The 14,285-nt window shown below is 53.8% G+C and carries 11 protein-coding genes; 10 read left to right on the plus strand and 1 reads right to left on the minus strand.

Translation table 11 applies throughout. From position 1 onward, the window contains the following. Window positions 1–507 (minus strand): hypothetical protein (locus Q666_RS53180; protein WP_035909036.1); only part of this gene is annotated, 507 nt, incomplete at its 3' end. Window positions 508–672: 165 nt separating this feature from the next. Here Q666_RS53180 and Q666_RS53185 point away from each other — a divergent pair. The 10 genes from Q666_RS53185 to Q666_RS53235 all read left to right on the plus strand — a co-directional run bounded on the left by Q666_RS53185 (window position 673) and on the right by Q666_RS53235 (window position 14,063). Further along, window positions 673–1,398, plus strand: a complete 726-nt coding sequence (locus Q666_RS53185) for a response regulator transcription factor (protein ID WP_161633251.1) — start codon at window positions 673–675, stop codon at window positions 1,396–1,398. A gap of 212 nt (window positions 1,399–1,610) precedes the next feature. Further along, window positions 1,611–3,311 (plus strand): ABC transporter transmembrane domain-containing protein, encoded by a 1,701-nt coding sequence (locus Q666_RS53190; protein ID WP_081713311.1) that lies wholly within the window; start codon window positions 1,611–1,613, stop codon window positions 3,309–3,311. An 89-nt stretch (window positions 3,312–3,400) separates the two neighbouring features. Then, window positions 3,401–5,428 carry an ATP-binding cassette domain-containing protein gene (locus Q666_RS53195; RefSeq protein ID WP_161633252.1) on the plus strand — a complete coding sequence of 676 codons (2,028 nt, stop codon included), beginning with the start codon at window positions 3,401–3,403 and terminating at the stop codon, window positions 5,426–5,428. Window positions 5,429–5,511: 83 nt separating this feature from the next. Beyond that, window positions 5,512–6,795 carry an HlyD family type I secretion periplasmic adaptor subunit gene (locus tag Q666_RS53200; RefSeq protein ID WP_161633253.1) on the plus strand — a complete coding sequence of 428 codons (1,284 nt, stop codon included), beginning with the start codon at window positions 5,512–5,514 and terminating at the stop codon, window positions 6,793–6,795. Between the two features lie 27 nt (window positions 6,796–6,822). Beyond that, window positions 6,823–8,016 carry an ABC transporter substrate-binding protein gene (locus tag Q666_RS53205; RefSeq protein WP_023001216.1) on the plus strand — a complete coding sequence of 398 codons (1,194 nt, stop codon included), beginning with the start codon at window positions 6,823–6,825 and terminating at the stop codon, window positions 8,014–8,016. Between the two features lie 25 nt (window positions 8,017–8,041). After that, window positions 8,042–10,483 carry an ATP-binding protein gene (locus Q666_RS53210; RefSeq protein ID WP_023001217.1) on the plus strand — a complete coding sequence of 814 codons (2,442 nt, stop codon included), beginning with the start codon at window positions 8,042–8,044 and terminating at the stop codon, window positions 10,481–10,483. Then, window positions 10,476–10,862 (plus strand): response regulator, encoded by a 387-nt coding sequence (locus Q666_RS53215; RefSeq protein WP_023001218.1) that lies wholly within the window; start codon window positions 10,476–10,478, stop codon window positions 10,860–10,862. Before Q666_RS53210 ends, Q666_RS53215 begins: the two co-directional genes overlap by 8 nt. Window positions 10,863–12,092: 1,230 nt before the next feature. After that, a complete protein-coding gene (locus tag Q666_RS53225; RefSeq protein ID WP_023001220.1) occupies window positions 12,093–12,563 on the plus strand; it encodes a transposase in 471 nt (156 codons plus the stop codon). A 100-nt stretch (window positions 12,564–12,663) separates the two neighbouring features. Further along, complete coding sequence (locus Q666_RS53230) at window positions 12,664–13,182, plus strand: hypothetical protein (protein WP_023001221.1); 519 nt, start codon at window positions 12,664–12,666, stop codon at window positions 13,180–13,182. Window positions 13,183–13,259: 77 nt separating this feature from the next. Then, window positions 13,260–14,063, plus strand: coding sequence for an IS30 family transposase (locus Q666_RS53235; protein WP_023001222.1), 804 nt, complete (start codon window positions 13,260–13,262; stop codon window positions 14,061–14,063). The last annotated feature ends 222 nt before the right edge of the window (window positions 14,064–14,285 follow it).

The following is a 14,285-nucleotide window of genomic DNA, read 5'->3' on the forward strand; positions in this document are numbered from 1 at the left end:
CACAGTCAGGACCGGAGTGTCGGCGATGTCGGAAGAGTCTTCTGCCAATGTTTCGGGTGCGTTTTTGGCCAACGCCGATCCGTTCTCAGCCAAATTTACATCATCAAGGTTCGGAACAGGCAGAGGATCTGTATTTGTGTTCGTCTCAAAATCCGGCGCGTTCGCTACCGCTAAAGAAATCGGCTGCCCAACCGCATCCTGCGGCCCGGATTGCGCGAAAAGGGATTCCCGGGACGGCTCGCTTGAGCCAGAGATGCTTTGCAAATCGATCGGATCGAATGCAGAAGTATCGGTGTTCGGGAGATCGAGGCTCTCCTGACGCATCTCAGCGTTTGCATTGTTGCCATCTTCAGGGACGTTTTGCGTATCAGGGTCGTGTACGGTCTCGTTTCCGGTATGAACACTTGTGGACGCGGCCTCGTCGCGTTGACCGCTGGTGTCCGGCTGATCCTCGTAGCTCGACACGCGGCGTGTGAAAGGACCGATTTCTGTCCGGGAATCCACCATTCCGACTACTCCTAATAACTCGAAACGCCACACGAGGATCAACGTGGTTGAGCTGATCAATGACAGCTATTAAGTTTCCCGAAACGCCTCCTCGACGATAGTATCCATACGTAACCAATCGTATTTGCTTTGTAGCGAGATTGTATCGGGCGCAGGAGAATGGCCTTGAACACCGATAAAACAATTCTGATCGTCGACGATGACCCAGATGTCACCAACCTTTTGGAAGTTTACTTCTCCGACGATGGTTACGAGGTGATTTCCGCCCACTCTGCCGCTGCAATGCGTTCCGAATTGGCAGGCAATAACATCGACCTCGTCATACTCGATATCTCACTACCGGACGGCAATGGTTTTGACATTACGCGCGAATTGCGTTTGCAAAGCCAGGTGCCAATCATCGTAGTTTCACGCAGGAGCGAGAGCGTCGATCAGATAGTCGGCCTCGAACTCGGTGCAGATGACTATGTAACCAAACCCCTCGATCCGCGAAACCTGCTTGCTAGGGTCAGAGCCGTCCTTCGCCGATCTAGTGACTCAGGTCCCGCAGTCCCGTCGTCCCAGAGAGGTCAGAATACAGCCACCCTGCGTTTCGGCACTTGGCAGTTCGACCCTGACACCTACCGGCTAGTCTCCGAAAAGGGAGAAGAAACGGTACTTTCGGCAAGTGAAAGCGCCATGCTCCAACACTTGGTGATACATGCCGACCAGGTTCTTTCGCGCGATGACCTCATGATGGTCATCACTGGCCGCAACTGGGAATACATGGATCGCACGGTGGATATCCTAGTAGCCCGTCTACGAAAGAAGCTTGAGGAAAACCCGCTTCAGCCGAAGATCATAAAAACGGTGCGGGGTGCAGGGTACGTCCTTTCTTTGCCACCAGCTTGACCAGCGAGCAGACCGTCGAGATTCGATGGACGCCTGCTAGTGGAGAAGCGCAACCAACTGGAAAAATAGAACTTCCGGCAGCTTTCACGCCGTTGGGTTGCGTTTTCTACATTCTACTAACAATTTCGCTACACCAACCTAACTGAAATTCACGTCCCGCCCGCGCATTCTCCAGTCGAGATTGTACACCTGAGTTAGAAGGTACGGGATAAATGGTGTCAGCAGCCACCCATGCATTGACGTATGATTTGCTCGAACGCGACGCGCTCCGAACGATGAGCCGCGGCGTAACGACATCGGTCTTGGTCGCCTCAGTTCTGATCAACACGCTCGCGGTAGCGATACCCATGGTCGCGCTGATAGTTTACGACCGTGTGATCCCCAACAATGGACTTCCAACGCTCGGCATCTTGCTTTCCGCCGCCATTCTCGTCGTTCTGGTGGAGCTTTTTCTGCGACTTTCTCGGCTGTCGATTGTCAATCACGCCGGGGCACATCTGGATCACATTTATCGAAGCCGTATCATGCAGGATGTTCTCTCCCAACATCCCTCGGCCGCGGGGAACATGCCACCAAAGGATCTGTCAATGGCTCTTGCCTCGGCAAAGGCGAGCCGTGAATACAAAGCCATGCAACTGCAGGCGTGGGTGGACCTTCCGTTTGGATTGCTGTTCATTCTGGCAATCGCCCTGGTGGGCGGCTGGCTTGCGCTCATCCCTGCAACCGCCTGTCTCATCTTCACGCTGTTCAGCATCGCGATGGCCATTTTTCAGGCTCACACCGCAAACTTGTTGAACCAGAACGAAAGCATACGAACCGCTTTCGCCGCCCGGCTATTCAACGATATGCAGACCGTCCGTCTGCAAACGTCAGATCTCCCCCTCATCGATCGGTTTCGCCAACTTGAAACAGGTCGGGCAGGAGCGCTGCGCTGGTATGCTTTTGGCGGATTGTTCGTGCGCGATTTTTACGCCGTTTTCTCCCAGGTGCTCGTAGGCTGCGTGGTGTTTTCAGGAGCTCTGTCGGTACTCGATGGGCAGCTGACTTTCGGTGGTCTTGCGGCCTGCACATTGCTTGCCGGTCGCGCCCTTGAACCTCTTCAAACCGGCTTTCAACTTATCCAGCTATCTCGTCAGAAACTGGCTGCTGAAGCGGCGATCCGAAAAATATTACCTGCGGGCCGTACAAAAGAAGTTCTGCATGCTCCTTCCCCGGTCTCTCTTTGGACGAAGCCACCGAAAGTCGACATAGAGGGACTCACCGTTCGTGACAGGAGCAATGCGCACCCGTTGCTGAGAGGCATTGATCTTCAGATCGTTGGGGGTGAAATCGTCGGCTTGTTTGGCAATCGCGGTGAAGGCAAAACGTGCTTCTGTCGAACCCTTCTGGGCTTAGGACACATCGAAGGATGTATCCGCATTGGAGACATCACGATTAGCAACGGCAATGCCGACGAGATACGAGCGCAGACGACTTACATAGCCCGCAAACCAAACCTGCCGTCTGGCCGGGTGATAGATATTCTTGCCGGGGGCGATTCCTCCAACGATGCCGATGTCCGCTATCTCGCCCACCTTATTGGTGTAGACAACCAAATCAAGAGGCTCTTGAACGGTTTCGATACGGAGATCCGGCCTGCGGAAGGCACGATCCCGACCGACGTTCTGCAGCAGCTAGCGCTGGTTCGTGGCCTTTCAAGAAAGCACAAGCTCATCATCCTAGATGATGCGACGGCCGTGTTGGACAGCGAAACAGAAAAACGGGTTATCCAGGTTCTCAAAATGCTCAAAACGCAGGCAACCATCCTGATCGTATCGGACCGACAGCCCTTGCTCTCGCTGGCTTCCCGCGTGGTGAGACTCTCCGACTACGCACACCGGACGTCTGCAGAACAGATGGAATCTGCACGATGAAGATTCATACACTTCCCTCGGGCATCATGCCTGTTGCAGACGCCTCGGGCACCCTTCTGACCCCGGACCGCCTCGATGGCATTCGCCGGATGCTGCATTTCGCAGGTGTCGATGTGACACCGATTGACATCGCCAATACAATTGGCAAGGAAAAGGTCATAACGCTCGACCGGATGGCGGACCTGGCTCTGGACTTGTCGATGGCGCCGGAACTCGTCCGTCGCAAGCTCGGCGATCTTTTACTTGAAAGTCCTCTCTTCCTCTACGAAACACCGGATGGCGAGCTTCGAGCTTTTGTACCCGGACCGGATGGGCCCCTGATCTGTCTGGATCCGTCAACCGGGCTTGAATTGAATCCGCCGCCGCCGGGTGAGGCCGGACGGGCATTGGTTTTTTCGCGAACGATTCTAACCAACACACCCAGGCAGACGGATAAGTCGACCTGGGTGAAATTGGCCCGCGAAGCAGCCGGAAGGGTTCCGCTTGTAGTGGTAAGCCTGACTGCAATCTCCAACGTTATGGGGCTGGCACTACCTTTGTTTACCCTGGCGGTATATGATCAGGTTCTCGCCGCAGGAAATGTTTCAATACTTCTCTTTCTCGTCTCCGGATTGGCGCTAGGTATCGTGGCCGATCTGATATTGCGGATGCTGCGGAGCGCAACTCTTGCCCGAGCAACCGCGCTTATCGACTTGAAAACATCGATGCATCTTGTTGCTAGGATTTTGCGTTCGCCCTCCGCGGCGAAAGCTGCGACCGGACGGCAAGGACTTGGGCGACTGCGCGATCTCGATACGGTCCGGGATGCTTTCACCGGCCCTTCCATCGTTGCCTTGGCAGAGGCTCCCTTCAGCGTATTATACATTCTTGTGCTCTTCATTATCGGCGGCTGGTTGGCGATCGTCCCGGCAGTGACGCTCATGGTTGGGGCTTTCAGCATTCTACTGTTCGCCGGCCCCAAAGTCCGACGGGCGCAGGCGTCGCTTCACCAGGCCGAGGACTACGGCATTATTTGCGATGATATCGCGAAACGCTTCGATGCAGTGAAGCTGGAAGGCGCGGGCGGTTCCTGGATGCGGCGTTTCAACGACGCCTCCGTGCGTCTCGCGGAAGCAGAGTTGTTTCGCCAAAGTTCCCTGCAGGTTGCCCAGACATGCTCGGGCGCACTCGTGTCTGTCACGGTGATTGCAACCATGGGAGCAGGTGCGCTTCTGGCGATTGAGGGGAACCTTTCCATCGGTGCTCTGATCGCGTCGGTGGCTCTCGTGTGGCGTCTGGCATCTCCCCTGGCCTCACTGATCGTCGCCAGATTACGCTGGCCGGAGATCAAGGAAAAACTGGACGCCTGCAATGCGATGATCGCTGCAGAAGTAGACTCTCGCCTTGTCGATGGTCTGGGCGGTCGCGGAAGGGGGATGTCGGGCCGCGTGAGTTTTTCTTCGGTCATGCGGACGCATCAGCGAGGATCACTTCCTGCGATACGCAATGTTTCGGTTGATATCAAACCCGGTGAGTTAATCGCGGTCGTCGGCCATGGCGGGGCGGGCAAGTCAACCTTCCTTGATCTAATTGCGGGTGTGATCGAACCCCAGTTCGGTACGGTTACGATAGACGGTATCAATCCGCACCAAGTGTCCCGTAGCGTCTTGAGACAGTCTGTCGGCTACCTTTCGCGTGAGCACGGAGCAATGCCTATCTCGATCGCTGATTTTCTCGAACTTGGAATCGACAGTGATCTGTATCGCACCCCCCGGGAAATTTGCACCCGTCTTGCAATTCAGGAAGCAATCGACAACCTTCCGCGCGGCCTAGAGACGCCGATGTCGGACCTCGATGCGGCCGGCGGTCTGTCCCGTGCCATCGCGCTCGCCCGCATTCTGAACACCGACGCGAGCCTCTACCTTTTTGATGAACCGGACGCGTCCAGCACCTTGTCGCGACAGACGTTCCTGGCCGAGATCGAAAAACGGCGCGGTGATGCCACGATTTTCGTCGCCACCCACGAACCTGAATATGTTGCCGCGGTCGACCGGGTTCTTGTCTTCCACCAGGGTTCATTGATCCGGGACTGTTCTCCGAGCGACATCCTCCGAACAAACAAGGCTCCGCAACAATGACAGGGAACGCAGATCGTGAACGCGTTGGCATCGCCAGCGCCCCTTACCACCACTCCGCAACGGCTTCGCCCAAGGAGCAACAGGTGACTGCCAGCCAGCTTTTCAGCCAGAAAAACTCAAGCCGGTTGGCGGTTGCCTCGATCTTCGCCCTGCTTGCGGTGTTCGTGACCGCGGTATGCTGGTCGCACCTCATGCCGGTGGCGGAGATATCGGCGAATTCCGGGGAGGTGCGGCCGTCCGTCGCTGTTCAGAAGGTACAACATCTCGAGGGAGGGATCGTATCAGAGCTCCTCGTGGACGAAGGTGAGGTTGTTGCTCGCGGACAACCACTCGTCAGAATGGCCCCCGACCTGATCGTTCCGGAACTTGAGCAATTCGAAACCCGCTATCTGGCCACAACTTTGAGAATTCGGCTTCTTGCCTCGGCCCTGGACGGCTCCCTGGAGAACCTTGGTGACATGGCTGAAGGCTATGAAGACATAGTGGCCGCGGAAAGGGCTTCCCTAGTCGCAAAGCGCGCCAGCATGGAAAACCAGACAGTAGTGCTTTCACAGCAGGTGAGCGAGCGCAAGGCAGCTCTTGCAACGTTGCAAACTCAGACCGAAGCCTTTGACCAGCAGATCGATCTCACCGGTGACAGACTGAAAAGGCGGCGCGCCTTGGTCGAAAAGGGCCTTACACCTCAAATGGAACTGGTAGATGACGAACGCGATTACATTCGCTTGCTCGGCGAACGCACGCGGCTCACAATGGAAGAAAAGCGTATTCAGGCTCAGATCCGCGAGTCACAGCTGCGAATTACCGAATTGGAATCCAGGTTCAAAGCCGAGATTGCAGCCGAAATCAGCAACCTAACGAACGTCGCTGCCGAACTGCAGCATCAAATCCGGCGTGCTCGCGATCAAGTTGAAAGGCTGACAGTGAACGCTCCGGTTGCGGGCAGGGTTCAGGGCCTGCAATATCGGACCATAGGCGGGGTAGTACCCTCCGGTGGGACACTTATGGAGATTGTCCCCTCCGATGCCGTCCTTTTTGTCGAAGCGCGCATCAATACGCGGGACATTGGCCATGTGCACCCCGGACAGGACGTCACTGTGAAGGTCTTGACCTATGACTACAGTCGCTACGGTTCGATCCGGGGGAAGGTGCACCAGGTATCACCGTCCACCTTCATGAGCGAGGATGGAACTCCTTTCTATAAGGCGCGGATCGATCTGGAAGAACCCTTTGTCGGCGGCCGTCAGGAGATGACGGTCAGTCCTGGAATGACAGTTATAGCCGATATTGTAACAGGCGAAAAAACGTTGCTTACGTACCTGACTGCGCCGGTCATGCGCGGTTTCGATGCGGCTATGCATGAACGCTAGGGACAATCAATTTGGTTGGGGGATGGAATGAGATCTTCGAAAGTATTCTTGGTTATGACTCTGGCCCTTTGGCTGCAGATTTGCCCGGCGGTTTCGAGTGAACCGCAACAGTCCGTGCTCGTCGGTCTTTCGGCGGAATTCGGAAATCCTGCAAGCACTTCGGCGCAAGCTATCCGGCTCGGAATCGAAACCGCGATTTTCGAGATTAATTCGCGCGGCGGCGTGGTTGACGGCCGACCGCTAGAACTCTTGATCCGGGATAACAGGTCGCTTCCCGCCCGTGGTCTATTCGACCTTAAAGAGATGGCGGCAATGCCTGATCTGGTAGCAGTTTTCGGAGGACGTTTCAGCCCGGTCGTTCTGGAAATGCTTCAGGCCGCGCATGTCCTTAAGATTCCTTTGCTCGACCCATGGGCAGCAGCCGACGGCATCACCGACCATAACTTCGAACCAAGTTTCTCGTTCCGGCTCTCCCTTAAGGACAGCTGGGCTCTTCAGACTATGATAGCCCACGCTCGTGCGATCGGTTTGACACAACTCGGTTTACTCGTTCCGAACAATGCTTGGGGGCGTAGCAGCCTGGCCGCCGCCGAAAAGCATGTAGCCACTTTGACGGACGTTAATCTGATCAATGTCTCCTGGTACAATAGCAGCAATGATCCGATGATCGACTACTATGGAGCGCAAATCGCTAACGGTGTGGACGGCTTACTATTGGTTGCAAATGAACTGGAAGGTAAGCGCATAGTTGATGCGGTTTACAGTTATCCAGATGATTTACGGGTTCCCATTATATCGCACTGGGGTATAACCGGCTCGGATTTCGTCAGTCTTGCCGGAGAAGCGCTGCGCGACATAGACTTGTCGGTCGTTCAAACCTTCACATTTGTTGGCCGCGATGACCCGAAGGCTCAAGAAGTTCTGGCAGTGCTATCCGATCATTTCGGAATTGACCGGATTTCAGATATTCCCGCTCCTGTTGGCTTCGCTCACGCCTATGATCTGACCCACATCCTCGCCAGGGCAATCGACGCGGCGGCCTCGACGAACCGAGAAGAAATTCGCGATGCACTGGAAAACGTTAAGGATTACCAAGGTCTCCTGCGTTACTATGAAAGACCGTTTTCCGATACGTCACATGATGCGTTGCGAAAAAGCGATGTATTTATCGGCCGCTACCAGGAAGATGGCACGATCGCTCGTCACGGGTTCGCGCAGTAACTGATGATAGACAAAGGTAGCTGCAATGGCACGCTATTTGATCTGGAAACGGGCGTCTCTTGCGCAGAAGTTCGCCGCAGGGAGCGTTGCCCTGACTTTACTAACCGCGATCATTATCGGAGGTATCGGTTACGGTTATTTTCGAGATTACACAAGATCCGAGGTGCGGCAACGCCTTGAAGAGGAAAGCCGTCTTATTTCCCTTCAGTTCGCCATTCATTTGAATGCGGCCTTGCACAATCTCAAAGCACTTGCCGATAATTCCCTTGTGGTGAATGCCCTCGCCGACTCATCCGGACGAGCCGCTTATTTGGCGCCATTTATGAGAGACCTGCAGATTTCAGAAACGCTCGACATAGATGTCGGAATGTTCGACTTCCAAGGCAAATTGATCGTACGCTCGGATACCAGTGTCGAAAGCGACATAGGTAAAGAACAAGTATTCCAGTCCGCAATAAAAGGAAGTGCCTCCGCAAACTATCACTCACATGATGGCGACCAGGGGTATATCGCAATCGCCATACCAATCATCTATCCGGCAACCGAAATGGCCGAGGGAGTCCTGCTTGCGCGTGTCGAAATTGACCCGATCTTCGAATTATTGGGCAACGAGCAAGTAGAGGTTCGCGTACTGTCCGCTAATGGCAAGATCATCGGTTCGACCCGCTGGTCGGAGAATTCCGAATTTCTCATTCACGAACAGCTTTTGGCGCTGGACAGCCCACTTAGCAATGCAGGTCTACGACTGACCGTTGGCCAGGACAAGAAGCAATTGTCGGGGCCAATCGCAATCCTGGGTCTGGAACTCCTGCTTGCCTCGATAGGCATTCTATTCTTGTCCGTTTTCATTTCGACACTGGTCGGACGCCGGCTGGCTAAGCCGATTGTTGAACTCAGCTATGCAGCACAGAAGATCTCGCAGGAGGGAAATCTCGATCAGAAACTACCGCCTGTAGGTCTCGACGAGGTTGGCCAGCTGTCGGCGAGTTTCCGCGAGATGATCAACCATGTGACGACCTCTTACAGGACACTCGAGGACAAGGTCGCCGAGCGTACCAGCGAATTGAACGAAGCCCGATTGTCCATCCGCGACAACGCCATGCGCCTGGAAGCTATCCTTGATAATGTTGCCGATGCAATAGTTACCATTGATCGGGACGGAATCATTCAATCAGCAAACAAAGCCTTCGAAAGGCTTTTTGGATACCGGCCAAGTGATTTGATTGGCGAGCCTATGGAGATCCTAATTCCTGATCACTTGCGGCCTGCCTTTCAAAATCGTCTAGAAGACTATCGGTCAGGAAAAAGACTGATCGAATTCGACGGTAGGAATGAAGCGCTTGGATTGAGAAAGGACGGGACGACCGTCGAAATCGAGTTCGCAATAGGAGAGTTGCATCTAGCCGGGCGTTCACTCCTGAGCGCCATTATCCGTGACATTTCCGAACGCCGCCGAACCGAGCGTGCCAAGGATGAATTTATCAGTTCAGTCAGTCACGAGCTTCGGACCCCGCTTACCTCGATCCGGGGGGCCTTGGGTCTACTCCTGTCCGGACGTAAGGAGCCTCTTGGAGAACGGGCGGCGTCCTTGGTCTCGATTGCCAGCAAGAACTGCGAGCGTCTCGAATCTCTCGTCAATGACATTCTCGACATGGAGAAGATGGAGAACGGTACGCTGGAGTTTTCTCTGAACCCGGTTGACGTGATCAAGCTGGTACAACAAGCAATCGAGGTCAGCGCACCATATGTTGTCAGCCACGGCAAGAAAGTACGTTTCTGGGCAGTCGAAGGTAGCGCCGTAGTCCAAGGCGATGAAGGTCGACTGATCCAAGTGATGAACAACCTTCTGTCAAACGCTGCGAAATACTCCCACCCGACCAGTGCAATCGACGTGTTCATTGCTCGAGTAGGGGATCGCATTCGCATCACAGTAGCCGATCATGGTCCTGGCATAGACACTAGCGTTCGCAAACGTATGTTCACACGTTTCGGCCAAGCAGATTCCTCCGACACACGGAAAATAGGTGGTACGGGGCTAGGTTTGTCGATTTCCAAAGCTATTCTAATGCAACATGGAGGCACAATCGGCTACCGTACCCGCCCTGGCTACGGCGTCTCTTTCTATTTCGAACTTCCCCTGTCCCCTGTGGGCGATACGGTAACACTATCAGCCGACAAATCCTTCGTGGCAATCGGACCTCAGAATCACCCGTCGTATGGGATACTCGCAACTCGCGTGTCAGACAGCGGAAGAATTCCCGTTCCGCTTTCTACATCAGATGATGCAGCCTTGCGGCGAGTCAGTGGCGCCTTCCGTAGGCTGAACTATCGTACAACCTGCAATGCCTCTAACCTTGCCCTGAATCTTGCCCAGACGGAGATCGACGGACGCTTTGCCATGTTCTGGCTCGGCACGCCCGTCTCCGAAGCGCCAACACACGAAAAGGAACCAGCGTTCCATGGCTGACCTCGATAAGCTACGGTCCATCTTTATCGTTGAGGACGATCCGGACATTCAAATCATTTCCAGGATGTGTCTTGAGGAGATTGGCGAGTACGACGTCTCCATCTTCGAGTGCGGTACGTCGCTATTCCGGGAACTGGAAACGCGCCTGCCACAATTGATCCTTCTGGATGTCATGTTACCCGTCATGGACGGCCCCACGATCTTGAAAAAACTTAGGGACGAGCCGAAAACTCGTGACCTCCCAGTCATTTTCATGACCGCGAAGGTTCGGATGAACGATTTCAAGGTCTATGATAGTTTGGGGGTTCTCGGAACCATCGGTAAACCTTTCGATCCTGTCACGATGGTCCAGACCGTAGAACAACTTTGGGCACGTTGATCCCGCCGGACTTTCCGGTGCCATTGGTGTCGCGCGATCGCATTCTCCAATAGAACGTGTTGGGTTGATCGATCAACAACCGCGCAATTTATTCACGCTGACCGCAGCTGGCATACGCATCTCGATGGATGGGCGCGACCGGTGCATGGACAACATATTCATCAAACGCTCTGGCGATCCTTGAAGCAGGAAGCGGTTTATCTGGAACACCTGACCGACGGCTACAAGGCACATCGCGTTATCCGGGGCGGGATAATCTTTTACAACATCGAACGGCCACATTCAGCCCTTAAGCACAAATCTCCCATAGAGGCATATTGGGCTGACAGGAACCTGAAATTGGCGGCATGAAAACCAACCCGGATACACCTTAATTTAGCCGCTGGCCTGTTCAGAAAACCGGGACCACTTCAGTTTGTGAGGGTCTCCTTATGCGCGCATCAAAAGACTAGTTTGGTGTTCGCTAGGCTCGGCGGTCCTGACTTCCACATTGGGACCGCCGTGCTACTAACAAGTCGATTCTACTAATCAACGCAGTAGTTGTCATCTTTTATTCCGCTCTTTCTGGTAAGTTGTCCACAGACCTGCACTCATACTTAAGCGACAGTTAACGCCCTCAATGAGGGTCTTGTTTCGTTGAGCCTTCAGGCGAATAAGGTAGCAAATACCGTCGTTTATATGCGAGCAGTAGAGATTTACGACGCAGAAAGTGCCTCACTTTCTCTATCTTGCCCTGCTCCCCACGGTTAGGAATGGTTACAAACGTTCAAGAATATCCAAGATTTCGTATAAGAACGTATTTGTTCAGTTTCGAACGGTCAAAAACGTCAAAGTTCAGCCGCTTTCTGGCAAAATCGTCCATCTAAGACCCTATAAATGCTGCGCTTATTGGATTTTCATAGCGAGTTCATGGCAAATAGATGAGTCTTTTCAAGTAGCTAGCTTCACAACAAGCACAAACAGTCACAAAAAGTAAAACATGTATAAGAACTAGAATAAACGGCTTTTTTTGCTTTAACCGCGAGAGGGAAATTGTGCTCGCTAAGGTAAAGTAGGGTTCTTGCTGCCAAGAAAGAGGACACCCTCGGCGTCGCTATCGCGTTCACTGAGGTCAACCATGCACACTCTGACTCTCTTCCCCAACCGCCAAGGGGCAGCACGATGTCTTTGACTGTTGTTGACTATTTTTTACATTCGTATGAATTAAGTCGACCAATATCGGAGCAAACAATGGCAGACGAACAACATCCAGGACAGCTAGAAACGAATGACGCCTCAGAGCACAGTGAGAGCAAAAGCACCTCTCAGCAGTCGGCTGGTCCTGGTCGGATCAGAAAATCCGGGAAACGAAGCAAAGCGCCTAAAGGATCTACCGGTCAGCGGTATACCGTTAAAGAGAGAGCGGAGAAGATCGCAGAGATCGAAATGCGTTTGTCTGAAGGACTGAATATAAAGGCAGCGACTAAAGAGGCCGGGATATCTGAACAAACCTATTACAGGTGGAAACGTAACGCTGCACCAAAAGATAAGCCTGAAAAGACGACTCCGCAGCCAAAAGTTGAAAAGAAATCGGGCAGCGGGCTGGAAACGCTGGAGGATCTGGTAACACTCGAAGCTGAAAATATTCGGCTGCGCACCCAGCTGGCGGAAAAGCTTCGTGCGGAAAACGCTGAACTTCGCAAACGCCTGGGGATGGAATGACTGCGGCCATCCATTCCGGCGTTGAAAACCTGCTTGAACGGCCGTAAACCTCAGGCTTGGCTCACTGAGGCCTACCCAACTTTTTCGGAAGCATCTCTTTATGAAGTCGCGACGAAACTTCGTTGTTGAATTGAAATCCAGCCGGCGACAGGCAAAACCACAGAACAGATCCATCTGGGGCGATACTGATCTCAAGGCTCTTGCCAGTGAAGTCGAGGCAAACCTGCCAGTTTCGCACCCTGGTAGGAGAAACTCGTTTCCTCTGGAGAATAGATCAACGCAGCCAATCCCCAGAAGTGAGAGTGGTGACAAGCAGCCTCAGGGGTTGTCCACACCGCGGATTTTGCAAGCGCTTCCACTAGCCGCTGTAGAACCTGAGGCGAAGCCGGAGCACGACGAGATCGGTCATACTCCAGAGGTACAAGTCACTTCTTCGAAAGGTTCTGACGACGAAATAGAGAAAAATCAGACAAACAGCGTCGATTCCAAGTCAAACGCAGTGGATCTCGATGACCTGGAAGTGCTGGAACTGGAAAATCAACGGCTGAAGGCGATGTTGAGGTTGCAGCTTCGGGCGGAAAACCAAGAGCTGAGAATAATGCTCGAACGTTTGCCCTGAGCTGAAATCAGAGCAATGAGCGGTAATCGTGCCTAGGTATTACCGTTTGAAGCAAACCCTGCGCTTCCTCCCCATGGATGGCGGCCCACCAGGAATGCGCCACGCGTCGGTCACGAAAACTGATCAAGCATTCGGATCTGCGTCATCTTGTGACCGATCGCATCAAGAATGGCTGGACGCCGGAACAGATTGCCGGACGCATGAGATACGAAGGCGCCTCCCACCGGGTCTGCCAGAAAACGATCTACCGTTATATCTATTCGAAGGAAGGCCTTGCCCAGGAGCTGTGGTGGTACTTGCCGACACATCGAAAGTCTCGAAAACCCAGACGAGCGAGAAAGCGCCTGCCACCCAAATTCCATCGTGACGTCAGCATCTTGTTCCGGCCTGATGCCGTGGCACATCGGCAGGAGTTCGGGCACTGGGAAGGCGATTTAATGCTGTTCAAACAGCACTTTGGTTCTGGCAACGTTACATCCCTGGTGGAACGCGTCACCCGGTTCACCGTGCTTTTGAAGAACGACAACAGGAAAACACTTCCGGTGCTCGGCAAGGTCATTGATGCAATCCGCCACCTGCCAATCCGTTCCCGAAAATCCATCACGTTCGATCGAGGAACCGAGTTTGTGGCTTGGCCGCATCTTCAAGCGGAAATCGGTACACAAACCTGGTTCTGTGATCCGTCTGCTCCCTGGCAGAAAGGCACCGTGGAAAACACCAACCGACGTGCCCGACGATGGCTTCCCCGCAAACTCAATATGAGCCGGGTCACCGATCTTGAGTTGAAAGGGATCTGTGACCGGCTCAATGCGACGCCCCGGAAATGCCTTGGTTGGAAGACGCCGGCCGAAGTCTTCAGGGAGAAGATGCTGGCGCAATGAGTGAACGCCCCCTACCCCTGAAATCCGCAGAAGTCGCACTTCAAGTATCGCTCACAGATCATCGTCAATTTTGGCAGGGGTACCTGCAGGACCTAGCGAAAGCTTGGCGAGCAGAGCCTATGCGCTCGCAGGTGTCAGCATCTATTTCAGTGGCAGATCCAAATCCCTTATCCCTTGCCAACGTGAGGATGATCCCCCGATAGCTAGAGCCCATCCGTTATT

Source organism: Labrenzia sp. C1B70 (genome assembly GCF_000475395.1).
In the GTDB taxonomy this organism is placed as follows: domain Bacteria; phylum Pseudomonadota; class Alphaproteobacteria; order Rhizobiales; family Stappiaceae; genus Roseibium; species Roseibium algicola.

Bases quoted from the DNA above. Each gene is read 5' to 3' on its own strand.
- Q666_RS53225 (WP_023001220.1), top strand. From the start codon at position 12,093: ATGGCAGACGAACAACATCCAGGACAGCTAGAAACGAATGACGCCTCA.
- Q666_RS53190 (WP_081713311.1), top strand. From the start codon at position 1,611: ATGGTGTCAGCAGCCACCCATGCATTGACGTATGATTTGCTCGAACGC.
- Q666_RS53210 (WP_023001217.1), top strand. From the start codon at position 8,042: ATGGCACGCTATTTGATCTGGAAACGGGCGTCTCTTGCGCAGAAGTTC.
- Q666_RS53195 (WP_161633252.1), top strand. From the start codon at position 3,401: ATGCTGCATTTCGCAGGTGTCGATGTGACACCGATTGACATCGCCAAT.
- Q666_RS53215 (WP_023001218.1), top strand. From the start codon at position 10,476: ATGGCTGACCTCGATAAGCTACGGTCCATCTTTATCGTTGAGGACGAT.
- Q666_RS53230 (WP_023001221.1), top strand. From the start codon at position 12,664: ATGAAGTCGCGACGAAACTTCGTTGTTGAATTGAAATCCAGCCGGCGA.
- Q666_RS53205 (WP_023001216.1), top strand. From the start codon at position 6,823: ATGAGATCTTCGAAAGTATTCTTGGTTATGACTCTGGCCCTTTGGCTG.
- Q666_RS53235 (WP_023001222.1), top strand. From the start codon at position 13,260: ATGGCGGCCCACCAGGAATGCGCCACGCGTCGGTCACGAAAACTGATC.